The organism is Bifidobacterium pullorum subsp. gallinarum, from assembly GCF_000741215.1.
GTDB classification, from domain to species: Bacteria; Actinomycetota; Actinomycetes; order Actinomycetales; family Bifidobacteriaceae; genus Bifidobacterium; species Bifidobacterium pullorum_B.
This window is the reverse complement of record NZ_JGYX01000002.1, coordinates 408507-431077: the sequence shown is the minus strand read 5'-3', so window position 1 is coordinate 431077 and position 22571 is coordinate 408507. Positions and strand designations below refer to the sequence as shown.

At 61.9% G+C, this 22571-nt stretch carries 17 protein-coding genes, 1 tRNA gene and 3 pseudogenes; 6 read left to right on the top strand and 15 right to left on the bottom strand.

What is annotated here, in order from left to right; genetic code table 11:
• Positions 1–2: 2 nt before the first annotated feature.
• Complete coding sequence (locus tag BIGA_RS04010) at positions 3–956, bottom strand: class C sortase (RefSeq protein WP_051917086.1); 954 nt, start codon at positions 954–956, stop codon at positions 3–5.
• Between the two features lie 599 nt (positions 957–1555).
• On the opposite strand from BIGA_RS04010, the gene BIGA_RS10105 reads away from it, so the two are divergent.
• Both BIGA_RS10105 and BIGA_RS04000 read left to right on the top strand, forming a co-directional pair.
• Positions 1556–2125, top strand: a complete 570-nt coding sequence (locus tag BIGA_RS10105; RefSeq protein WP_051917070.1) for a transposase — start codon at positions 1556–1558, stop codon at positions 2123–2125.
• Positions 2107–2690: pseudogene (locus tag BIGA_RS04000) on the top strand (DDE-type integrase/transposase/recombinase); the annotation flags it as partial. The gene BIGA_RS10105 and the pseudogene BIGA_RS04000, both read left to right, overlap by 19 nt.
• A gap of 203 nt (positions 2691–2893) precedes the next feature.
• Here BIGA_RS04000 and gluQRS read toward each other — a convergent pair.
• The 10 genes and pseudogenes from gluQRS to BIGA_RS09220 all read right to left on the bottom strand — a co-directional run bounded on the left by gluQRS (position 2894) and on the right by BIGA_RS09220 (position 10699).
• Positions 2894–3923, bottom strand: a pseudogene (gene gluQRS / locus BIGA_RS03995) (tRNA glutamyl-Q(34) synthetase GluQRS).
• Between the two features lie 47 nt (positions 3924–3970).
• Positions 3971–5317 carry a DUF3152 domain-containing protein gene (locus tag BIGA_RS03990; RefSeq protein ID WP_237744046.1) on the bottom strand — a complete coding sequence of 449 codons (1347 nt, stop codon included), beginning with the start codon at positions 5315–5317 and terminating at the stop codon, positions 3971–3973.
• 111 nt (positions 5318–5428) lie between these two features.
• A complete protein-coding gene (locus BIGA_RS03985; RefSeq protein ID WP_033507811.1) occupies positions 5429–6160 on the bottom strand; it encodes an MIP/aquaporin family protein in 732 nt (243 codons plus the stop codon).
• 115 nt (positions 6161–6275) lie between these two features.
• Positions 6276–7163 (bottom strand): Fic family protein, encoded by an 888-nt coding sequence (locus BIGA_RS03980; protein ID WP_033507812.1) that lies wholly within the window; start codon positions 7161–7163, stop codon positions 6276–6278.
• 117 nt (positions 7164–7280) lie between these two features.
• Positions 7281–7354, bottom strand: a tRNA-Lys gene (locus BIGA_RS03975).
• A gap of 194 nt (positions 7355–7548) precedes the next feature.
• Positions 7549–7995, bottom strand: a complete 447-nt coding sequence (gene rplI / locus BIGA_RS03970; protein ID WP_033507813.1) for a 50S ribosomal protein L9 — start codon at positions 7993–7995, stop codon at positions 7549–7551.
• Between the two features lie 22 nt (positions 7996–8017).
• Complete coding sequence (rpsR, locus tag BIGA_RS03965; RefSeq protein WP_003810112.1) at positions 8018–8266, bottom strand: 30S ribosomal protein S18; 249 nt, start codon at positions 8264–8266, stop codon at positions 8018–8020.
• A 57-nt stretch (positions 8267–8323) separates the two neighbouring features.
• On the bottom strand, positions 8324–8956 hold the full coding sequence (locus BIGA_RS03960) for a single-stranded DNA-binding protein (RefSeq protein WP_033507815.1): 633 nt from the start codon (positions 8954–8956) through the stop codon (positions 8324–8326).
• Between the two features lie 58 nt (positions 8957–9014).
• Complete coding sequence (rpsF, locus tag BIGA_RS03955) at positions 9015–9311, bottom strand: 30S ribosomal protein S6 (RefSeq protein ID WP_033507816.1); 297 nt, start codon at positions 9309–9311, stop codon at positions 9015–9017.
• A 170-nt stretch (positions 9312–9481) separates the two neighbouring features.
• Positions 9482–10699 carry a zinc ribbon domain-containing protein gene (locus BIGA_RS09220; RefSeq protein ID WP_272944570.1) on the bottom strand — a complete coding sequence of 406 codons (1218 nt, stop codon included), beginning with the start codon at positions 10697–10699 and terminating at the stop codon, positions 9482–9484.
• A gap of 150 nt (positions 10700–10849) precedes the next feature.
• Between BIGA_RS09220 and BIGA_RS10100 the strand changes: the two are divergent.
• From BIGA_RS10100 to BIGA_RS03935, 4 genes and pseudogenes are all read left to right on the top strand, one after another.
• A pseudogene (locus tag BIGA_RS10100) lies at positions 10850–10912 on the top strand (zinc-ribbon domain-containing protein); the annotation flags it as partial.
• A 72-nt stretch (positions 10913–10984) separates the two neighbouring features.
• Complete coding sequence (locus BIGA_RS03945) at positions 10985–14245, top strand: heme utilization protein (RefSeq protein ID WP_237744044.1); 3261 nt, start codon at positions 10985–10987, stop codon at positions 14243–14245.
• 210 nt (positions 14246–14455) lie between these two features.
• Positions 14456–15469: a ribose-phosphate diphosphokinase gene (locus BIGA_RS03940; protein ID WP_033507818.1), complete on the top strand. Its 1014-nt coding sequence runs from the start codon at positions 14456–14458 to the stop codon at positions 15467–15469.
• Positions 15470–15926: 457 nt separating this feature from the next.
• Positions 15927–16391, top strand: coding sequence for a hypothetical protein (locus tag BIGA_RS03935; RefSeq protein WP_033507819.1), 465 nt, complete (start codon positions 15927–15929; stop codon positions 16389–16391).
• Between the two features lie 228 nt (positions 16392–16619).
• On the opposite strand, the gene BIGA_RS03930 is transcribed toward BIGA_RS03935, so the two are convergent.
• From BIGA_RS03930 to BIGA_RS03915, 4 genes are all read right to left on the bottom strand, one after another.
• Positions 16620–18077, bottom strand: coding sequence for an amidohydrolase family protein (locus BIGA_RS03930; protein ID WP_202805500.1), 1458 nt, complete (start codon positions 18075–18077; stop codon positions 16620–16622).
• Between the two features lie 64 nt (positions 18078–18141).
• Positions 18142–18861 (bottom strand): hypothetical protein, encoded by a 720-nt coding sequence (locus BIGA_RS03925; protein ID WP_033507820.1) that lies wholly within the window; start codon positions 18859–18861, stop codon positions 18142–18144.
• A 49-nt stretch (positions 18862–18910) separates the two neighbouring features.
• Positions 18911–21208: a S8 family peptidase gene (locus BIGA_RS03920; RefSeq protein ID WP_033507821.1), complete on the bottom strand. Its 2298-nt coding sequence runs from the start codon at positions 21206–21208 to the stop codon at positions 18911–18913.
• Complete coding sequence (locus BIGA_RS03915; RefSeq protein ID WP_033507822.1) at positions 21201–22262, bottom strand: ATP-binding protein; 1062 nt, start codon at positions 22260–22262, stop codon at positions 21201–21203. The genes BIGA_RS03920 and BIGA_RS03915 overlap by 8 nt, the downstream gene beginning before the upstream one ends.
• Between the last annotated feature and the right edge of the window lie 309 nt (positions 22263–22571).

The window sequence follows — 22571 nt, the reverse complement described above, 5'->3', positions numbered from 1 at the left end:
ATCTACCAGTGCTTCGGCCAGCGCGCCCCGTGCCGCATCGGGTTCCACGGCCCCCGCCGCAAGAACGCAACCAGGATCAGCAACGGCAGCAACGTGCCGGATACGGCGATCGCCGCGGCCACACGCGGGTCATGCGGCGCTTCCTCGATGGGCGGGATATCGCCCGGAATCGCCGCCCGAACGCCGGAAACGAGCAGTCGGTGCGTGTTCACGCCGTACGGGGTGCAGGTCATCAGCGTGACCCGGTCCTCGCCCTCCACGATTTTCAGCCGCGAGGTGTCGTCGGGCTCGATGACCTCGATCCGGTCGACCCGGTAGCCCAACGTCTCGCCCATCACATCGATGTAGAAGTAGTCGCCGACCTTCATCTCATCGAGTCGGGTGAACATCATGGCTTCCACCAGACCTCGATGCCCGGTGATCACCGAGTGGGTGGATGCGCCGCCGACCGGCAGGCTCGACCCGTACAGGTGCCCCGCGCCCGAGGCCAGCGCCGACTCCGAGGTGCCGTGGTAGATCGGCAGGTCCACCGAAATCTCCGGGATGCGGATCGCCCCCATCACGCCGCCGCCCGCGTCCAACAGCGACTGGTATTCCTCGTCCTGCGCGGATGCGGAGTCCTCGCCCGCGGCGCGCGAGCCGCCCGATTCGGCGGAGAACGGGTCGTGCGCCTCGCCCAGGATCGGCTGGCCCGACGCGGCGAGCCGTTCATTGTATGCCCGGGCGGCGGCCAGCGATTCCTCGGCCTGCGGGTATGGCCAGCCCGCCACACGTTCCGCCGCGGCCGACGTGGTGTGTGCCAGCCGCACATCCGACTGGTATTGCAGCACCATCGGGTATCCGATCACGCACAGCGCCAGCACGAGCAGCAGCGCCGACAGGATCCGCAGCCCCCACATCGACCGGCGCAGGCTGCGCTGCCGCTTCACCAGATCGGATATATCAATCGCTTCCATGAACGGCGTCGGCACGAACTCCCCCGATGCCGACGTTCCCGCGGCGTGGTCCCCGTCAATTCCCCCTATCTTGGCGACGTCGCCGCGATCATGCGACGCGCGCCGCCGGATGTCGGCGTTCCTCCTGTGATGTGAGCCGCGCATACCGCTCCTTCCAGACCGAACGTGTTCCGACGCGTCGCACCCCGCTTCCCCCGTATATGACGCGACGTGGCGGTCGTCCTTCGACTGCAAGCATAGTGCCAACCGTCAGACGGTTTGCGCCAATCGAGGATCCCCCGATACCCCCGCCGCTGCCTCGGAACCGGAACAGGGCAAGATAGAATACCCCCCCCCCTATAACGTTTTCGGCCGCGTCGTGGCGCGCGCGTTTCAGTTCGCTGATTTCGATTTCGAGTTCCGGGATGCGGCGGGCCTGCTGGGCGATGATGAGGTTGCGCGGGTCCGGCTCGGGCACGCTCGGCTGCCGCGATTCGGACGGGCCGATGGACACGGTGTCGGCAGTGTCGTCGACATACCGGTAGCGACGGTCCGGATGGGCGGACACGGAATTGAGACGACGGCGCTGCGACGGGTTCCAGCGGCTGCCGGTTGCAACGATGAAGGGCGAGGGGACCGTGGGCGGGGGCACCGTCGTCGCCCAGGGCGGCCTTCCAGCGGGCGATGCTGCGCTCGATCCGCTTGTAGCCGATCAGTGCGGAGTCGAGGCCCGCGCTACGGAAGATCTCGGCGGGCGATTCGCCGTTACGGTACCGACGGATGCAGTCGCGCTTGAAGGCGTCATTGTAGACGATGCGACCGCTGCGCACACGATCCACGGCCGGCAGGGATTCCAGATACTCGACCTCGCGGATGCTGAAGACGCCGCCTCCCAGCGAGCCTTTATGCTGAGCCATGTTCGCACCTCGTTCCCGTGGTTCCCTGATATGACCTGTTTTTTGTTCCGTGTTTCCCCTGACTCGATGGGAGTTGATGGAATCATGGGCAAGGGCGTGCGTTATACACCGGAGTTCCGGGAGAGGGCCGTCGGGCTGCTGGCGGAGTCACGGGACTCGCATTCATCCGGGACACGAGCCCTGGCACAGGTCGCCGGGAACCTGGGCGTGGCTCCCGAGACACTGCGCCGCTGGCGCAACCAGGCCGGCGGTGCCGCGGACGCGCGCCCGTGACCACGCGTCCCGCCAAGGGCACGGGCGGCAGGCCCGACCTCGTGGAGCGCAGGTTCCGGGCGTGCGCGCCGAACCGGCTGCACGTAGCCGACATCACCTACGCGCGCATGGCCGACGGCCGGTTCGCGTATACGGCGTTCGTCACCGACGTGTACGCGCGCAGCATCGTCGGATGGGCGTGCGCCACGGGCATGGGCACGCGGGAACCGCCCCTGCAGGCGTCGGGGCAGGCGATCTCCCGGGCGTCGAGGCACGGCGGCACGCAGGGACTCGTGCGCCACGGCGATCACGGTGCGCGGTACATCGGCACGGTGTGCACCACGCGCGTTCCGGAGTACGGGATGCTCCCGTCCACCGGCACGGTCGGCGACTCGTACGACAACGCCATGGCCGAGAGCGTCAACGGCGCGTACAAGACCAAGCTCGTCTGGCGCAGCAAGCCGTTCCGTACTCTGGGCGAGCTGGAACTGGCCACGTTCCAGTGGGTCTCGTGGTGGAACACGAAGCGGCTGCACGCTTCCCTGGATCACAAGACACCACAGCAGGTCGAGAACGAGTACTATGAACACCAGACGGCACAAGCCGCCTCACTGTAAGGACGGAACAAAAACCAGGCCAGTTCACCCGGCCTCTACGGACTCTGATGCAACACGACTGTGACACAAGTTCAGGAATGGCTATAATCCGCCGTTCTGAGACTTAGATCACGGTCACAAAGTGTCAGAGTCCGTACAGACCGGGCGTGTCCCGACCGCGCCACACGAGAGCTCAGCGGAACAGCGACCCACCATCCGCCACGCGGTCGGCGGTATCCGCTGCCACCGCTTCCCAGGAGAACAACGGCAGCAGCTCCTGCGGCGTCATCGGCCGCGGCTCGCCCACCAATCGCAGCAGCCACGCGCAGTAGCCGACCACGGCACGCGGGTCGTCGCCACGCTCGCGCATCGCCCCCAAATCCAGCGAGTTCAGCCGCTTCGCCATCCGTCGGCCATCGGCCGCATCGATCAACGGCAGGTGCGCGAACTCCGGCGTATCGGTCGCCCCCAAGCATCGCCGCACATACAACTGAATCGCCGTGGACCGCAGCAGGTCGCGCCCGCGCACAATCTGCGTGACGCCCATCGCCATGTCATCCACGCTCACCGCCAGCTGGTAGGCGAACAACCCGTCGGAACGACGCACCACCACGTCGCCCAACTGCCGCGGCAGATCGAAACGTTGCGGCCCGAACACGCGATCGTCGAAACATACCACGCGCGGCAATCCCTCGGTCGGCGCATCGCACGCAGCGCGGTCCACACGAGATATGTCAGAGTCCGCGTGTTCCGACATGACGGATGTGTCAGGGTCCGGGGCCGCACAGGAGGCAGGGTCCGGGTCCGCATATGCATCCGGCACGGCCAGACGCCAGGAATGCCGATCACCTCGGGCCACGCGCGACTCCCGCTCCGCCGCAGGCAGCCTGCGGCATGTGCCCGGGTAGATCAGGAACCCGTCGCCCTCATTCGGCGCGGATGCGGCGCGGATGTCCGCGCGCGAGCAGAAGCACGGGTACACCAGCCCCTGTTCCCGCAGCCGCCGCAGCGCCTCCTCATACGCATCCAGCCGCTGCGACTGGTAGACCGGCTCGCCATCCCAGTCCAGACCGAGCCACGTCAGATCGTCCATAATCCAACGGTCCGCGTCCTTGACCACGCGCGGGGCGTCGATGTCCTCGATGCGCAGCAGCACACGGCCCCCCCGTGGCCCGCACGCCCAGCCAGGCGGCGAGCGCCGCATACGCATTGCCCAGATGCATGCGACCCGTCGGCGAGGGGGCCAGGCGGCCGGTTACGGGGGCGGCGCTCACTCGCTCACCCACAATTCCTCGTCCAACGGCCATTCGTTGGGCACGCAGCCGAGCAGGTCCATCGACTGCTGCTGCATGAGCGGGGCGGGTTGGTTGACGGCGGGGCAGGTCAGTTCGTTGTCGAGGTGCCCCAGGCGATGGCCGACCTCGTGGTTGATGACCATCGTACGGTAGCGTTCCACGGTGCCGCCGGCGTTGCGCCAGCCCTCGGTGGCGTTGTTCCAGCGGTCGATGTTGATGATCACGTCGTTGCCGACGCGGCAGCTGTACTCGTCGCTGCATTCGGTGGAGAACGACGTCATCTGGTCGGCGGCGGCCAGAGTGAGGGTCATGCTGCAGGCGTTGGGGTCGGTACCGTCGGCTTCCTGGAAGACGGCGCCGGCGCGGGGCCAGCCACGGGGGTCGTTGAGGGTGGAGAAGACCGTGTTGGCGAACTCGGTCAGGTCGCCGACATCGCCTTTGGAGGCGACGCAATACGTGTACGTGATGAGCCCGTTGCCGCTTTCGGATGCGGTTTGCTCGGCTTTGGCGAGGATGGCGGAGCGCTCGTCGGCACTCAGCGGTTCGGGAGTGGACTGCTGGTCGGAGGAGCCCTCGTTGTTCTTGTTGTCTGCGTTGTCCTTGCCGTCCGTGTTATCCGACTGCGATTCCGCGGCGGTGTCCTTGCCGGAGGCTCCGTCCTTGCCGGAACCGGAGCCGTGGTCGCCCGCGCCACCGGCGGCCTGCGACTGCGTTGAAGATCCGGCATCGTCGGCACCGGCGCCGCCGTTGCCGACCAGGGCGTGTACGCCGAATACGATGCCGAGTGCTATGGCGAGAACGATCAGCGCGGCCGAACCGAAGACCACGATGCGGCGGACCAGGTAGACGTGCGCCGTGCCGGCGGATGATTTAGCGGCGTTGTTGGCAGCAGACGACTTGGCATTACCGGCGGACATCACACCATCGGACGTCGCACCGTCGGACGTGGCTGCGGGGTCCGCGGACGTGGCCGACGGGCGCAGGTCCCCGATCACTTGAGATCCCAACGAGACGAGGTGTCGAGCAGCGCGAGCGATGGCGCCGGCCGCGCGGATCGCGGCGGAACGGATGGCCCCAGCCGCACGGACTGCTATCGGCCCCAGCTGGGCCGCTCCCCATCGCAGGGCACGACCGATGGCGCCGACCATACGGGTTGTGAAGGAGCGGACGGCGGGCCACACCTTATGGGCCAGCACATGCAGGGCGCCGGCGAACCAATCGCGGATAGCTCGAATAACGGTGCTGGCGTTGGAACCGGGCTTGCCGCTACCGGGCTTGCCGTTGGACTTGTTGCCTCCGTTTGTGAGCTTGTCAGCGTTCACGCCATACACCTCCTCGGAAATTATATTGCCTGGCGGGGATGCCGCGCCGGATGTGCATTGCACGTTGGACACGGCAGCCCCGCCAGGCCACCATAACAGGAATCTGTTCGATCAGGCGAACAGCATGCAGAACAGCCACGCGCCGACGATCGCGCCCAGGATCGGGGCGACCACCGGAATCCAGGCCTCGCCCCAACGCGAGGAGCCCTTGTGCGGGATCGGCAGCAGCTGGTGCAGCAGTCGCGGCATCAGGTCGCGAGCGGGGTTCAGGCCGGGGCCGGTCGGGCCACCCATCGAGGTCACCAGACCCCACACGATGAAGCCGACCACAATCGACGCGGCGGCCGGATTCGCAGCACCCCACGGCAGGCTCAGGCAGCACAGCGCGCCGAGCACGAGCATCAGCGTGCCGAAGAACTCGTTGACGAAGTAGTTGACCTTCGAGTTATAGGCGTCGGTGGTGCTGAAGGTGCCGAAGATGGCCTCCGCCTCCTCGGTGTCGCGATAGTGCGGGTAATAGGTCACGAACACGATCAGCTGGCCCACAAGCGCACCGAGCAGCTGGGCGATGATATACGGGAGCACTTCGTCCCAGGGGAACATGCCGTTGATGGCCTGGGCCAGCGTCATGGCCGGGTTGATGTGCGCGCCGGAGACGCCGCCGAACATGAGCACGGGGAACATGACGCCGAAGCCATAGCCCATGGCGATGGTCAGCCAGCCGGCATGATGGCCCTTGGTGTTTTTCAGTTCCACGTTCGCCACGGCGCCGTTGCCGAACACCATGAGGACGGCCGTGCCGATGAATTCGGCTGCCAATTTGGTAAAGAGCGAGTATTCCATGCGGATCCCTTGTCTTCTCTCGATACTCTCGTATTACAGGCGACGAGACTTCGTTCGGCGCCTAAAGAACATCGATTACCTTACCTCGCCCGCTGTACGAGGCACAACCTGGCCGTCAGGCGGCATCCGGCTCGATGGAAGACGGGTCAACCCGCTGGTACACATCAACGGTATCCCAGTGATCCTTGACGAAGGGGTTATGCGCCGGCTGCGCAGTATGACGCCGCTCGATGGGAGTCCGATCCCAGGTGTCCACATACGTGTACTCGATGCGGCCGGGGGCAAGTTGCTCGATGAATCGGTCCCGATAGTAATCGCGCTCGGACAGCAGCGTATCGACCAGATAGCCAGGCTCACCAGAAAAGTTACGCAGACCGCGATAGTACAGCAGCTTCTGCGAGTCGCGAACCACAACCGGCACCGTATCGATACGCAGCAGTTCCTTGAACATGATCATCCTGCCGATGCGACCGTTGCCGTCCGACAACGGGTGCGTGGATTCGAACATCCAGTGGGCCTTCGCGATCGCATAGGGGTCATCCGTAAGATTCCGGTATAGCTCGTAGACCACATTCATGGCGGCCGGCACGTCAGCGGGGAGAACGGTATGGATCTGTTCGATCTCACTGATCACATTCGGCAGAATCTTGTATCCGCCGATATTCCTGTCCGGATTCGATTCCTGGCTGGTGCCACGTTTCAGGATCGACTGCATCGTGCAGACCATGGTCTTATCAACCGGATCGTCGACATGATCAAGCATCCAGTCAAACATGCGGAAGTGATTGCCCATCTCGATGACGTCATCGGCGCGGATGATGTCATCCGGCCCATCCGCCAGCACCGAACCGGTAGTGAACAGCTGGGCCGTCTGCTCCGGGGTCAGCGTGGAGCCCTCCATGTGGTTCGAATTGTACCCCATGGCGATCTGCGTGTTGTAGTACAACCCATGAGACACCCGTTCGCTGCGCTCCCGCACCAGCCAATCCACAAGTCTGCTCATAGACGCTCCAATCCATCGCCCGCACGTTGCTCATACTCATGTTGGACGAGAGCCCAGGGCTCGTATGGTACATGAATACGAAAAGGTCCCGACCGCGAACGGTCGGGACCTTGCGGGTGCCCCCTCAGGGATTCGAACCCTGGACACGCTGATTAAGAGTCAGCTGCTCTAACCAACTGAGCTAAAGGGGCTTGCTCAGCGGCTCATCTGTTTTCTTGAGCCGAGTGATTACTATACTCAGAATTCACCGACTCGCAAGCTTCGGCGTGTCGCGCCTGTTTCCAGCCCGGAGAAAACAGCAAAACCCCGCCGCACACCGCCCAAAGGCGGCGAACGGCGGGGTCGAATGCTTAAGCTCAGACTCGTTTCAGCCTGGTGACCGGTGTTACTCAGCCACAACCTTCACGGTGAAGGAAGCGGTGATCTCCGGGTGCAGAGCCACGGTGGCGGGGAACTCGCCGGTGGTCTTGATGACCTCGACCTCGATGGCCTTCGGATCGACGGCAGCCTTGTCGGCCAGAGCCTTGGCGATCGCGTCGGCGGAGATGCCACCGAACAGCTTGCCGGACTCGGACACCTTGGCGGCGATCTCAACGGTCGTGCCCTCGATGGCGGCCTTGGCGGCGACGGCATCCTCGCGGGTGGCGACGGCCTTGGCCAGACGGGCGCGGCGCATGGCCTCGATCTGGGCGGCGGCACCCTTGGTCCACGCGAAGGCCATGCCCTGCGGGATCAGGTAGTTGCGCGCGTAGCCGGCCTTGACGGTGACCACGTCACCGGACTGGCCGAGGTTGGAGACGGTCTGGGTGAGAATAACCTTGGTTTCAGCCATGATGCAATCCTCCTAATCCAGATCAGCGACCCGAAGTGGCGTACGGCAGCAGAGCCATCTCGCGGGCGTTCTTGATGGCCTTCGAGATCTCGCGCTGCTCCTGCACGGTGACACCGGTGATACGACGGGAACGGATCTTGCCGCGATCGGAGATGAACTTGCGCAGCAGCGCAACGTCCTTGTAATCGATCTCGGTAACCTTGGCAGCCTTCAGCGGGTTCGGCTTCTTCTTGAACGGCTTGACCGGCGGCTGCGGCCTCTTGCGTGACATTGTGATGTTCTCCTTACAACTGATTCAGCGCAATGATGCGTATTGGAAAGGTACGGTTTAGAACTCGGGTTCCTCGGAGTCGCCACCGAAATCGGTCGTGCCCCCGAATGACGAGAAGGAGGAGCCGGAACCGGCATCGCTCCACGGATCGACGGCCGGACCGGACTGTGCGGCCATGGGTGCCGAAGAGGCACCACCCTGGTACCCACCGCTCTGGTAGGAGGCTCCGCCGGAGTACCCGGCACCGCCCTGATACCCACCGTTGTTCTGGAATCCGCCGTTGTTGCCTCCGCCGAATCCGCCGCGATTGCCGCCCGAGAAGCCGGAGCTCTGACGGGTGACCTGGGCGGTGGCGTAACGCAGCGACGGGCCGATCTCGTCGACCTGCATCTCCACGACGGTGCGGTTGGTGCCATCGTTCGCCTGATACGAACGCTGCTGCAGACGGCCCTGTGCGATGACGCGCATGCCCTTGGTCAGCGACTGGGCGCAGTGGTCGGCGAGCTCACGCCAGGCCGAGCAGCGCATAAAGAGCGCCTGCCCGTCCTCCCACTGTCCGGACTGCCGGTTGAACGTGCGCGGGGTCGAGGCGATGGTGAAGCTCGCCACGGAAGCACCGCTGCCGATGGTGCGCAGCTCGGGGTCCGCGGTGAGGTTACCGATGACGGTGATGACGGTCTCGCCTGCCATGTCGTGCCTTCTTACCTAATACCTAAATATTCCAGCTTGGTTGCGCCGTATTGACGACTTACTTGACGTCCTTACGAAGGATCTTCGTACGGATCACGGATTCGTTGAGGTTGAGCACACGATCGAGCTCGTTGCTCGTGGCGGGCTCGCAGGTGTAGTTGACCACCACGTAGTTGCCCTCGGTCTTGCCGGCGATCTCATAGGCGAGCTTGCGACGGCCCCAGATGTCGATATTCTCGACGGAACCGCCCTCGTTGGTGACGATCTCCAGATACTGCTCGGTCAGCTTCTTCAGACCGCGCTCATCCAGCTCAGGATCGGCAATGAACATCAGTTCGTACTTATGCGCAGACATCACCCACCTCCTTCGGACTATTCGGCCACGGACCTTCCGTGGCAGGAGTGTGTTTACGCGTTATCCGCAGATACTCTGCGGGCAACCGTGCAAGGATAACCCGCGGCGCAGACATTGAGGCATGCCCGATACCGGCGTCCCCGCACTGCTTCCGCATAGAGTGCCACCCGCTACTGCAGATCCACGGCTATGCAGTCATCGGTGCTGTACCCGTTGGCCGGGCACCATGCGGTGGCGTCCGCGGCGCTGCCGAATCCTTCGCCCGACAGAATGACGTAGAAGTCCGTGGTGCCATTCTCCTGGTAGGTCGGATAGTCGCCTGACCAGATGAACAGCGCATTCGGATGCTTCGCACGCCGCTGCAGGAACTGTTCGTAGATATCCCGATACTTCCAGGTTTTCCCTTCCACCTGCATGCCGTACTGTTTGCTGGACAACTGCGTGGTAAACGTGGAGTAGAAGGTGTTCGCCGCGGTCGTATCATGATCAAGCTGCCAGCTCATGGCCAGCTGCGCATACCGTTCGATATCCGTGTCCGCAACGTTCGCCCCGCCCAGCGCCCCGCCGACGGCAGCCGCGGAAGCACCTGACGCCGTAGCATCCTCGATAAGTTCAACGCTCGCGTTTGAAGCATCGATCTGATCATACGGACGCCAATACTGCACCGTGGTGAATGCCAGATCGGCCTGTGCCGTTCCGTCATCGAATTCCAGTGGAGCGTCTCCAAAGTCGTAGACGGCTGCAGCCACAACGTTGCCGTCATCCTGTATCGTGACCTGCACCCCAGCGGCGGAATATGCAGAGTCCTCACATGATTCCGATTCGAAATCCACACTGGCGATCAGCAAGGTCCCCCTGAGTCTCACATCCGACAGTGACGCATCCGGCACCGTGCAGACAACTGTCCGCGATTCATCCCCCGCCGAAGCGTGCCCCCGTGCATCGGCGTCACCGGAATCGGCCGTATCCCCCGCGTCATTTGAGTCCGACGATTCAGATGATTCACCGGACAGCGGTGTTCCGACGGCACCGGACTGTGCCGAGGCATCGTCGCGCAGCACGAACCACCAGACGCCGAATGCGGCAATCGCAATAACCGCCACAGTCACAGCCACGATCGCCGCCACGGCACCCCTAGTCATTCCGCGTTTCCGCTGCGGTTCAGGTTCGACAGGGACCGCCGAAGCAACCGCAGCGGGAAGCGGAAACAGCTTCGCGCCGCAATGCATGCAGAAGCGCATCGAATCATCAATCGCGGCACCGCACGCCGGACAGACCGTAGACGGATTCGTAGCCGCCGGCCGAGCAGGCTCCTGTCTGGCAGCGCCGCACCGCATGCAGAATTTATCTTGCTCCCCCATGGGAGCGCCGCAGGATTGACATGGCATCATTGCATCCCCTTTCATCCGATTGTCCACCGGCTGACGGTGCCAGTATAAGACCGCTTCTCTCATGTCGGTAGATATGTACCGTCTCCTGAAAAGTGTGGCTAGCATGGGATACAAGAAGAGAACAACCCATTCCCGAAGGGAGTCATCATGTTCTGTCCTCACTGTGGAGCGCAAATGAGGGAGGGGGCAAGGTTCTGCGCGCAATGTGGCCAGCCGATGCCCACGCTCCCCACCCCAACCGCCGCGCCTACCAATATGGAAGAGCCTGCGGTGGAAGCAACGATGCCCATGCCTCAGTTCTCCGACTCCTCCCAGCCGGTTTCCGAGGAACCGACGGCGACCGAGCCGATGGTAACTGAACCGATGGCAGCCGAGCCGGCAGCAGCGCAACCGACGACGGCCGAGACAGCCATCGCGGTGCCGGCACCCGACGCAGCGCCGGCACCCGTCGACGGATTCGCTGAGGCCGGAGAATCCCTTGCACCGACGTCGAACGCCGAGCACGAAGTCGAAGACAATGCAGGGGACAACACCACGGCCACTCCGCAGGCTCCCCTTGATGAACCCGCAGAGGCGCCGGCTCCCGACGACGCTCCGACAACGGCAATCCCCGCTCAGGAGCAGCCGACCATGGCCATACCGATGCCGGCGGAGCCGGCACAAGCAGAGCCGGCACAAGCGGAGCCGACGCCGACGAATTATCAACCCGCGCCCGAACAGCCGGAGGCACCGCAGACCCCCGATTTCCAGGACCAGTCCGCCGCCGGACCGGTGCCACTTGTTCAGCAGGTGCCACCCATTCAGCCGACCCAGGCACCGATTATCAACACGCAGGCCATTACCTCCAATGCCACGGTCAAGGAGCTCACTGCTCCCGCAGTGTTGCAGACCGCCGGCGTTTCCCTCGGCATCGGCCTGGGGTCGGCCGTTGTCATCGCGCTGATCAGCGCCATTGTCTGCCTAGCCGGCTCCAGTCAGGCGTTCTCCGGCATGGGCCAGTTCTCCTCTGTCATGTCGTATAGCGGTATGGGCGACCTCGGTTCGATGGTTTCCGGCCTGAATTTCTTCCAGCTGCTGGTCATGTCGCTGATTATGGGAGTCTCCGGCGCGTTCTCCCTGAGCGCGTCCGCCGCGGGAATCTCTCTGGATTCACTGGCGAATGCCTCCCTGTCCATGCCCGTTGGGCTGTCCGGCGTCGCCCTGATGGTCGGCGCGGCGTTCGGCGCCTACTGGTTCGCCCGGAAATCCGGCATCCGGTTCGCGTGGACCGGCGCAATCAGCGCCGCGGCCGTCGGCCTGGTGACCTCCATCCTGTATCTGGTGCTGGGTGCGGTCTTCCCGCTCAGCCTCAGTGTGGCCAGCGGAGGATACGGCGCTTCCGCCTCGTTGGTGGGTGCGACCTTCCGAACCTTCCTGATGACGTTCCTCATCGCGGGACTCGGCGCACTGGCCGGCTACGCGCTGGCCCAGTTCGCCCCTGATTCCAGCAACGTGTTCATCGCCGCCTGGCGTTGGATGCACCGCACGCGTGGCTTCGTGCGCACCATTGCGGAGTCCGTCATGGTGTACGCTGTGGTGTTCACCGTCATCGGCGTCATTGCACTGATTGCCATGGCCATCTCCGGCAAGGATCCGTCCGCGTTGGCGCTGGTCTTCTTCCTGTTCCCGTTCCTGCCGATCGCCACCTTCGTCATCGGCGCTCTCGGATCGTTGGATGTAACGATCACCGGCCAGCAGTCTACCGGCATTTCGGTATTCGCCTCCGGCATGGGGAATGCGCGCTGGGTGTTCGTGGCACTCGTAGTCGTGTTCATCGTCGCCACACTGTACATCGCGCTGCGTGCCGCCGCCCGCAACATGTATGACCGCGCCTACGCCGAGTGGAAGCATTCCTGGAAGTCGCCGGTCGCGGCATTGGTCGCTTGGCTGGTGATTGATTTCGCCGTCGCATCCATGAACGTCACGGCTTCGGTTTCGACCCAGGGCTCGTTCTCGGCGGCGTTCGGCCCGGCCATGTGGTTCTTCCTGGTGGCGGCCATCTGGGCCTTCCTGGTTGAGGTGGTTGCACTGACCTTCGGTCCGACTCTGGTGACTTCCATGCGGGGCCTATGGAAGGTGTTCGTAGGTGGCACCGTGCAGCAGACGCCTCAGAACGTGGCGGATTATGTGGCGGCCTGCTCGCCGAAGAAGGCCAACGCCGCGCAGCAGCCGGCGCAGCAGCCAGCGCAGCAGCCGTCCGGATTCGATACCGCCTCGGAACAGGCTTCTGTCGATTCCGTCAGAACCACGCCGGCAGCCACAACGCAGACATGGCAGCCCCCGACTGCTGTTCCGATGTCCGCCCCGACGGGGCCGGATACCCCCAATGCCGCCAACGCGACGCAACCGATTCCGGTAACACCTGCGCAGCAGACAACGCCGACACAGCAGATTCCGACAGCTGCCGCCATGCCGGCGCCCACCGATCAGGTGCCGCCCACCACGTCCGCCACTGCGCAGATGCCGCCCGTCATACCGCCGGCCGCTCCGGCTGCGCCGAAGGGTAAGCCGCTGACTGCCAAGCAGAAGACCGGCATCATCATCGGCGCGGTTGTGGTAGGCGTGATCGCCGTGCTTGGCATCGCCTATGCGGTGCTGAATGCCACGGTGTTCAGCCCCCAGTCTGTCGCCGACCGCTACGTGGCGGCGCTGTCCAGCGGCGACTACGAGGAGGCGAACAACATCGCCGACCCGCAGCTCGACCAGGACCAGCGTCTGCTGCTGACGAACAAGGCCGCGCAGACCGAGAACGCAACCATCACCAACGCCCGAGTCACCGGTATCACCGACAGCGCGGACGGCTCCAAGCTCGTGAACGTGACCTACACCATCGGCGGCGAACCGGTGAACGACACCTTCACCATGGCACCGTCCGGCTCGCAGTTCCTGATCTTCCGCGACTGGACCGTCACCACGCCGCTGCTCAAGGAGATCACGGTCTCCACCGATGCCGCCACACCGGGATTGACCATCAACGGCGTTGAGGTCGGTGAGGAGAACGCCGTCAGCGGCTCCTTCGGCTCGGATCTGGTGTTCAAGGTCTATCCGGGCACCTACCGCATCGCGGTCACGGAAACCGAGTTCATCACCGAATCCGGCGACGGACCGACCACCGTAAGCACGAACGGCTCTACCTATGCCTACACGAGCGTCGAGGCAACCGACGCACTCGTTCAGGCAATCCAGGATGAGCTCGATGCACAGTTGCAGGCCTGCGCAGCCTCCACCGAAGGCGAACCGGAAGGTTGCCCGTTCTATTTCTGGGGTGCCGACAGTGACAGTTACCGCAACTTCGCGTGGACCCTCACCGACATCCCCACGGTCGATTACGTCAGCCTCTACGACAACTCGTTCACGACCGACTCCTACGGCGAGGCCACGGTGACCTTCGAGCGCCAGAAGTACGACGACAGTTGGGAGCCGGACGACTACGACTGCTCGTTCTACGTGTACGGTTCGTTCGAAATCGACGGCGATAAGGTGACCATCACCGAGATGAACTAATCCAAGCGACGCCGGTTCGGTGCCATTCGCGCCATCGGCGTCGCGGCAACAGTTCGTCGCCGTCGATGCGAGGCAACCCGCCATCCGCTCCTGGGTGACGGGTTGCCTGTATATTGGATACGGTTGTAACGCGGCGACGCCAGAACATATATGTCAGACTGGGTCGCGCAACCGCACAGGCCACATAGAGGCTACGGAGAAAGGCGGAACATGTCGGCGATTCTCGAAGGCACACCGGATAAGCGACTGGCGCTGGTGACGGGACGCGCCTACCCCGAACAAGCCGAGGAAACCGCCAAATACCTGGGCACCACCGTGCTCGAAACCACCGCCTACGACTTTGCGAACGGCGAGATGTACATCCGCTTCACCGAGCCGGTGCGCGGCGCCGACGTGTTCGTGATGCAGTCGCACACCGAACCGATCAACACGTGGGTGATGGAGCAGCTCATCATGATCGACGCGCTCAAACGCGCCTCCGCCCGCTCCATCACGGCCGTCTGCCCGTTCATGGGCTACTCCCGCCAGGACAAGAAGCATCAGGGTCGTGAGCCGATCACCGCCCGCCTGATCTTCGATCTGTTCCGCACCGCCGGAGCTGACCGCATCATGACCGTGGACCTGCACGCCGCGCAGGAGCAGGGCTTCTTCAACGGTCCCGTCGACCATCTCACCGCCATGCCGGTGCTGCTCGACTACGTCCGCGGCCACCTGCCGCTGGAGAACACCACCATCGTCTCCCCCGATGCGGGCCGCATCAAGGTCTCCGAGCAGTGGGCCGCCAAGCTCGGTGGATTGCCGCTGGCCTTCATCCACAAGACCCGTGACACCACGCGCCCGAACTGCGCGGAAGCGCACGGCATCATCGGCGATGTGGCCGGCCGCGACTGCGTGGTGGTGGACGACATGATCGATACCGCCGGCACCATCTGCGAGGCCGTGCGTACCCTGAACAACGCCGGAGCAGCCTCCGTGACCCTGGTGGCCACGCACGGCCTGCTCTCCGGTCCGGCCGTGGAACGCCTGAGCCAGTGCGGCGCGCGCGAGATCGTACTCATGGACACCGTGCCGGTGCCCGAGAGCAAGCGCCTGCCGAATATGACCGTGCTATCCGTGGCGCCGCTGCTGGCCGCCGGCATCCGCTCCGTGTTCGAATCCGGTTCGGTCAGCACGCTGCTCAACGGCCTGCCCGAGGACATGCGCCCGCGCAACATCTACGCGTGAGCGGGCCATCCGTCCGATAGGCCAGTTTTGAGCAACGGGGATGTCATCCTCGTTGCGTACCGCGGTCAGCCTTCCGTTCGACCGTGCGCAAAGGGTGCTGACAACCCATCGGGTTCGGGCTTCCTCGGTGTCCCGTTCCCGGTGTCTCATTCTAATGTCTCGTTCCCGGTGTCTCATCCTAGTGTCCCGTTTCCGGTGCCTCATTTGTCGCTCGTATTTTGGCGTTCCCGTCTTCGGCGTTTCCGCCCCAAGTACCCCCGTACGATACGAATGAACATTGCTGTCTCCGCCCGCGACATCGCATATCGTTATGCACCGGATTGCATATCTCACCTTCGGGCGCGACACACATACCGGCGTGCAATCCTTGGAACGTCAGCGGTCAGCGTATACTCGCTTCGGCAAACAACCAATGCATAACCAATGCATACCGATTGCATACCATAGGAGTAATCCCATGACCGAAGCAGAGAAGAAGACCCCCGCCGAATCGACACAATCGAATGGTGCGAAGTCCAAAACCCCGCTGATCATCGGCGCCATCGTGGTCGTCGTGGTCGTCATCGCCGCGATTGCGGCGTTCCTGATGATGAACCGGGGCGGAGGCAACACCGAAGAGGCCCTGTCAGTGTGCGAACGCAACGCCGCCGCGATCGAAGTGCATCAGAATTCGCTGGCCGCCGTGCAGGAGCAGGCCGATGCGCTCGATCTGGACGGCGCCGACGAGGCCGCGCTCACGGATCTGGAAGCCGCGCAGGAGGCCGTCGACGCCTTGGGCGAGATGCCGGCGTGTCCGACGGACGGTTCGGCCAAGGACATCGAGGCCGCGACCGAGGAAATCAAGACATACGCGAACGATCTGCGCGCCGCCACCAACGATCTCGACGTCGCCGTCAAGGCGCTGGCCCCCGCCGAGGAGTAACCCCGCGCCAAAGGCCCGGACTCCCCACCGGAAAATCCGGACTCCGCACCGGAGGCCACGGGCTCCACAAACACGCCCGGCCTCTGCGGACTCTGACACTTTCGTGACCGTGAACTAAGTTGCAAAAGGCTGAAATTCCGCCATTTTTGAGACTTAGATCACGGTCACGTTGCATCAGAGTCCGCAGAGGCCGGGCGTGTTGAGGTTGGGGGGTGACCGTTTATGACCTCACGCCAGGGTGCCGTGGGCAAGGCGGCCCTGCACCCACACGGCACGGATATTCGCCGGTGTCGAGAGGTTCATGATCTTCTGGAATGTGATCGCCGGATCCTCGTCGTTCTCGAAAATCGGCAGATCGTTGCCCGGCGCGTGCACGTCGATCAGCTGCACATCCCACGCGTAGCCGGCCTCCAGTCGACCGGCGCGCACGCCCAGCGCCTCCGTGCCACCGACGGTGGCCAGGTAGAACGCCCGGTCGAGGGTGACCAGAGCATCCGCCACTCCCCCGCGTTCCGCCGCCTCACGCGAGGCGTCCACTCCGGATTCCAGATTACGGGAGACGATCGCCGCCAAACGGACCATCGCGTGCACGCTCGGATCGTAGCCGCCGGAGATGTCGGTGCCCAGGCCGACCGTCACGCCCTGACGGCGATACCGACGCACCGGCGCCACCGCGTTGGCGAAGTACGCGTTGGACAGCGGGCAGTGCGCCACGGCCGCGCCGCGCCGGGCGAACAAGTCGGCATCGGATTCGGACAGGTACACGCAGTGATGCATGACCGTGCGGTCCGTCAACAGGCCGAACATGTCGAGCGCTTCGGTGTCCGACCGTCCGTAGCGGTCGAAGACCGTGTGGTGTTCCCAATCGCTTTCCGAACAGTGCGATTGGGTGAAGCAGTGGTAGCGTAACGCCAGCTCGCCCAGTCCCTCCAGGGCCGCGTCGGTGCAGCTGGGGATGAATCGCGGGGTGATGACCGGTTGGACGATCGGCGGTGCCGCGTCAAGACCGCTGTCAGGCGCGAACTCACGCACCTCGTTGATGAACCGTTCGGTTTCGGCCAACGCCGTGGCGGTGTCCTCGCGGTAGTACTCGGGGTTGGATTCCGGGTCGTCCATCACGACCTTGCCGATGAAGCCGCGCTGGCCGAGTTCGGTGCAAACGTGCGCCAGGTTGACGGCGGCGGCGCGGTCGATGGTGTCATAGTACAGGACGCTGGTGGTGCCGCGGGCGAGCGTGGCTTGGACGAGATGGCGATGGGCGCGGTCGGCGTACGCAAGGTCGGCGAAGCGGGCCTCCGTGGGGAACGTGTAGCGGCCGAGCCAGCGTTCGAGCGGTTCGTCGAGCGCGGCACCGGCCTGCGCCCACTGCGGGGCGTGCAGGTGCAGGTCGGAGAAGCCTGGGAGCAGGACCTGGCCGTCGGCGAGGCTGGTGAGCCGGTTGAGTCGGGCCAGTTCGGCGCGGATGGCGTGGTACTGCGGGTCGTCCGGGGTGAGGACGGCCGCGATGACGCCGTCGGTGCCGACGAGATACAGCGACTGAGGGCGATACGCGACGTGGGTTTCGCTCTCGCTGCTGTAGGCCGGGCCTTCGACGGCGAAGGCGACGGTGTTGAGATCCGGGATGGGATTGGTGGCGATCGGTTTGCTGCTGGGTTGGTCGACCATGAATTCCACGCTCCTCGTCATGATGTGATTGATAAGGTTCAGCTTAACGTAAAGGAATCAGAAGCCGGATTCACGCATCAATATGTCAGGCTTCCACGTAGTCGGCGAGCTCGGGCTCTTTGGCGGCAATCAGGACGAAGGACTGCACGTACTGGCCTTCCTTGTTCCTGTCGTAGCAACGACGCCACTTGTTGCCGTAGCAGTCGGTGAATTCAAGTTCGACGACCTCATGCCGCTCGTCCGCGTATACGGGTTTCCATGCCAATGCGTTTGCAGCCACCGGCTCCGGTTGCGTCCAAGGGTAGCGCGTACGGGTGGTGCCCACCAGCCAGTTGCCGGGGCGGATCATCCGCCACGGTCGGCTCTTGCTTGGAGCGACATGTGGATTACCGTTACGGCAGGCATCGCGGTTGCCGGTACCATGACCGTATGCGAACTCCGTATCGGGCCATTGCGCCCACACCCGGACCTCATAGATGGAGGCTTCGGTCGGCACGCTGAGTTCCACCGCATAGTTCCTGCCGTTCTTGACGGCGAATGCCTCCACATGGGCGATTTCACGTTGCCGTTCCAGAAACAGCGCACGGTTGCGCGCCTCAATCAGCTCCCGTTCATGCTGCTGCTGTTGCTGCAGCGCCAACTCGTCCTGCTTGGCTTCCTTCCGACGCTCCTCCTGCTCCTGCCGCAACGCCAGCTCACGCTGATGCTTGGCCTCGTCATACTGTCCCTTGGCATAGATGCCGGCAATCACCGCGAACGCTGCCATGACCAGATTGCTGACGGCACTCATGATGTCGTACCACATTGCCGTGCACCTCCCTTGCTCCCGATACTCTTAGGTATCAGCCTTATCGCTATAAGCTTCCGTCGTCGTTATCATCATCTTCAAAATCGATTTCGACATCCGCTTCACGATAAAGCTCAATATTGGCTTGCATATCGATTTCCTCAACAATCCACGGTTCCTCTTGAAATTGACAGTGCTGCTTGAACTCATCGAAATGATTGCGGCCGTCCATGCCACGCAGCGTTACCACGATTCCGAAACGCATATCATCGCCCGCGTTTTTGCCGATGATGCCATTCTCGTCGACGGGGGGATCGAATCGTTCGATTTTGCGAATTTTAAACCCCCAAAACCGTTGACCATGGGTGGTGCGGGGCACGAAACGAGTCTTCTCGACGTCGCTGACGTGCTTGACATTGTCCCATTTTCGATACATCCGACGAGCGTCCCCTTCGTATGTTTTTGCTGTCGGATCATCTTGTACGTTACTGTTGAGGGAGTCGATACCTTTCTGACTCATACGACCAAAATGAAAATCCAATTCAGTGTCCGTATAGTCGACACCTTGATTTTTATTGCACTTCGGGAAATAGCAGAGCGTCGCCCGAGCCATATAAGGATATTTCCCATTCACAATTGGCACAGGAATACGCCAATTGAACGTTTCGAAAGCATTGACGGCGCCTTCTATAATGAACCGTATTTCATTGGAAGGCGTAGTCAGTATATCCTCGATGCGTGTGGGCACGATACCGTAGCCAAGACGAATGTTATCAGTCGGCGCAGCCCCCCATCCTGAAGCGGAATCAATCAGCAACGCCTTGGCTGCTTCGCGAGATAGGTTCATGATATGAATGAGGTACGCCATTTTGCGGGCAATCCACGGTGCCGCGAATGATGTGCCGGCAGTCAACGCAATGACGCTATCTGGCTTGCATACAGCCATTCGTTCAGTATCATCTCCGCCGAAACACGAGATATCCGGTTTACGGAAGAACTGCAGCACCGGTCCCTCGCGCGTGTAGCTTGCAGGTTCTCTCAATATGGAAGTAGCGTTGACGACCAGTGCGTTGATGGAGTCTGCAGGTGATCCGATTCGTTTGGGTGTATCAGGATCGTCATGCACCGATTTATTGGTTCCGGCCACAACGAATATCACTCCGTACTCGTGTTGCAACTCATCCAAGATGGCCGCCTCTGGCGAGATGGTGTTCTCGGGGGCTTCCACCACAGAACCAAGGCTCAGATTCCACACGGTAATATCCGAATTCGTGCTGACGATTCGCCGTATTTCGGACAGTATGGTAAACGAACTGTTGCCTCCTTCTTTGGCGACGGCGAAGTGGCGCACACGGAAACGCCCGCACCCATCATCGAGTCGGGGGTTTAGCGTCGGCCCGTCAACGATGAGTGACGTAACTTCCGTACCATGTGTGTAATCTTCCGGGTCATCGCCCAGTTCCGGATTGATTACGTTGTGGTATTCCACCCAGTCAGAGAAATACACGCTGGCGTCGAATCTGGTATCGATGACTCCAATGATTGGCTCGTTACCCGGCTGGGGAATACTCAGCGTATATTCGTCACGCACTGTATCAGGCTCGAACTCCAATTCTGTCAAATCTTTGGTCGACATGGCTACCAGATACGGTGCGGTTTGGGCAAGCCGACGATACTGATCCGGAATCATATTGATAGTGGTGGGATCGAGCAGGTTTGCCGAAATCACATCCACGCCAAGGGAATTCAACAACGTCACCGTCTGGGAGATGGTTCGCCCAGTGTTATAGATGGTGATTAGTGAGCGCCCCGGCTGTTCTTCCGCCTGCCGTTTGACATCGAAGCGGGTGACATAGTAGACGTCGCGGAGGATTTGCGCGAAGACCGTTTTGGTCAAACCAGCTGTTGCATCAATACGATCGAGACCGTCTTTGGCGAGCGAAGCCAGCCCGGCTGCGTCAATGCTGCCACCGTGCCGTTCGAGAATTGTTCGGCACGCCTCCAGATTCGACAACGTCGATTCTATGATTTCCATAGTCACGTAGTACGTGATGACATGGCACTGATGGCCATCAATCGTTTCGAAGTAGGCTCCGACGATATAGTCATTGGGTTTTTTCCTGGTCCCACTCAGCAGTTGCCGTACACGATTGCTCTTGGCCACCACGGTTCTGTAGTGAACTTCAACCAGTGGGTCTATAGGCGTCTTTTCTTTCTGCCAGAACGCACGAACTTTCTCCAACTGCGCGATTTTGCTCTGTACATCAGCTGTGGTGACCGCCGCCCGTGCCGGCAATGCAGGGGGACCGGGACGTCGGGCTTTTGCCGTCTGCAATTTGCCTTTGAGCTTCAGCACATTATTCATTGTCATTCCCCCTCACTTCCCGGGCGACGGTGCTGCGCGATACACCGGTCAGCGTTTCCACCTCGCGTATGGTGAATCCTTGCCCATAGAGCGCCTTAACATCTTGAATGTTTGCGGACCCGTTAGGAACCAATGCAATGTAGAGACGCCGCAGGTAGTCGTACTCGTCATCAGATTTGCTGAATGCTATGGCCGAGCGGATCAGGTTCTTCATCTCACCCGGATAGGGCACCCGCTCGGTCAGGGTGAGGATCTTATGGAACAGTCGCATGTTCCTGCCGATGAACGAGAATTGCCCTGCGTAGTCACTCAAAATGGCTTCAGACACCTCGATGAGGTCATCGCGCGTATATCGGCCAAAGTCAACAACAGCGTCGAACCGGCGTACGAATGCCCTGTCAAATTTCGCGAACAAGTTGGTAGTGGCGAACACGATGACCTGCTCTGACAGCTCTTCCATCTGATGCAATAGCGCGGATGTCGCTCTTCCCATCTCGCGTACATCATGGGAATCAATGCGATCCAGCGCCAAGGCGTCGATCTCATCGAACAGCACGACTATGCGGTCCGGCTGCGCAAAGCCGTTGATTTCCGCGAACAACTTCGAAATGTTCTTTGCTGTTTGCCCCAAGCGGCTATCGACAACCGCGTTGAAATCCACCATGTATAGGTCCCGCTGCAGGATGGCCGAAATCTGCCGTACCGATTCCGTTTTGCCTGTACCCGCCGGACCGTGGAACAGGAACCGGTGGATGCCGATGTTCCGGCTAATCGCGTTGAGAATGCCCTGAATGTCATCCGTAATGACTTCTGGCAACGGTAGTGACGCTTTCACTACAGGACGCTTTGAGAGAAACTCCGACCGTATAGAGGGTTCTACGCTTTGCGGCACAAAAACGTTGGCATCAGACAGCAGCGCGATGATATGCGCGGCCAACTGCACATCGCCGGAGCGGTCGAAATCTTTGGCGATGTCATACGCCACGTTACGGAAGGCTGCATCGTTGTGCTCGGCATGATACCGAATCAGGTTCAGCACGTCTTTTTTCTTCATGGTTTATGCGCCCTCACAATCCATTCAAAAGTTCCTTCTATATTATGATTATACATTTATTTATAGATATCTATGTCCCAAACATCAACTTATTTGTCTTTTATTGACTCAAGTGTTATGGTATAACCAGGCGCCGCCACGGCACCAAAGAAAAAGCTCTGGCCTGTTGCAGCAGGCCAGAGCATAGAACCGAGCCCTAGGACTCGCGCATCGTCGAGAACGACTGCGCCAGTCTAGCTCAAGACACCGCCAATACGCTAACGCTTTGAAGCGTATGCCTAGACCACGAAAGGATCTACAAGTTATGAC

What these genes read in the sequence shown, in the direction of transcription:
- BIGA_RS03915 (WP_033507822.1), bottom strand. Translation starts at nt 22,262, where the DNA reads ATGAAGAAAAAAGACGTGCTGAACCTGATTCGGTATCATGCCGAGCAC.
- BIGA_RS03930 (WP_202805500.1), bottom strand. Translation starts at nt 18,077, where the DNA reads ATGACGAGGAGCGTGGAATTCATGGTCGACCAACCCAGCAGCAAACCG.
- BIGA_RS03945 (WP_237744044.1), top strand. Translation starts at nt 10,985, where the DNA reads ATGCCCATGCCTCAGTTCTCCGACTCCTCCCAGCCGGTTTCCGAGGAA.
- BIGA_RS04010 (WP_051917086.1), bottom strand. Translation starts at nt 956, where the DNA reads ATGGAAGCGATTGATATATCCGATCTGGTGAAGCGGCAGCGCAGCCTG.
- rplI (WP_033507813.1), bottom strand. Translation starts at nt 7,995, where the DNA reads ATGGCTGAAACCAAGGTTATTCTCACCCAGACCGTCTCCAACCTCGGC.
- rpsR (WP_003810112.1), bottom strand. Translation starts at nt 8,266, where the DNA reads ATGTCACGCAAGAGGCCGCAGCCGCCGGTCAAGCCGTTCAAGAAGAAG.
- rpsF (WP_033507816.1), bottom strand. Translation starts at nt 9,311, where the DNA reads ATGTCTGCGCATAAGTACGAACTGATGTTCATTGCCGATCCTGAGCTG.
- BIGA_RS03925 (WP_033507820.1), bottom strand. Translation starts at nt 18,861, where the DNA reads ATGTGGTACGACATCATGAGTGCCGTCAGCAATCTGGTCATGGCAGCG.
- BIGA_RS10105 (WP_051917070.1), top strand. Translation starts at nt 1,556, where the DNA reads ATGAAGGGCGAGGGGACCGTGGGCGGGGGCACCGTCGTCGCCCAGGGC.
- BIGA_RS03920 (WP_033507821.1), bottom strand. Translation starts at nt 21,208, where the DNA reads ATGAATAATGTGCTGAAGCTCAAAGGCAAATTGCAGACGGCAAAAGCC.
- BIGA_RS03985 (WP_033507811.1), bottom strand. Translation starts at nt 6,160, where the DNA reads ATGGAATACTCGCTCTTTACCAAATTGGCAGCCGAATTCATCGGCACG.
- BIGA_RS03940 (WP_033507818.1), top strand. Translation starts at nt 14,456, where the DNA reads ATGTCGGCGATTCTCGAAGGCACACCGGATAAGCGACTGGCGCTGGTG.
- BIGA_RS03960 (WP_033507815.1), bottom strand. Translation starts at nt 8,956, where the DNA reads ATGGCAGGCGAGACCGTCATCACCGTCATCGGTAACCTCACCGCGGAC.
- BIGA_RS03980 (WP_033507812.1), bottom strand. Translation starts at nt 7,163, where the DNA reads ATGAGCAGACTTGTGGATTGGCTGGTGCGGGAGCGCAGCGAACGGGTG.
- BIGA_RS03935 (WP_033507819.1), top strand. Translation starts at nt 15,927, where the DNA reads ATGACCGAAGCAGAGAAGAAGACCCCCGCCGAATCGACACAATCGAAT.
- BIGA_RS09220 (WP_272944570.1), bottom strand. Translation starts at nt 10,699, where the DNA reads ATGCCATGTCAATCCTGCGGCGCTCCCATGGGGGAGCAAGATAAATTC.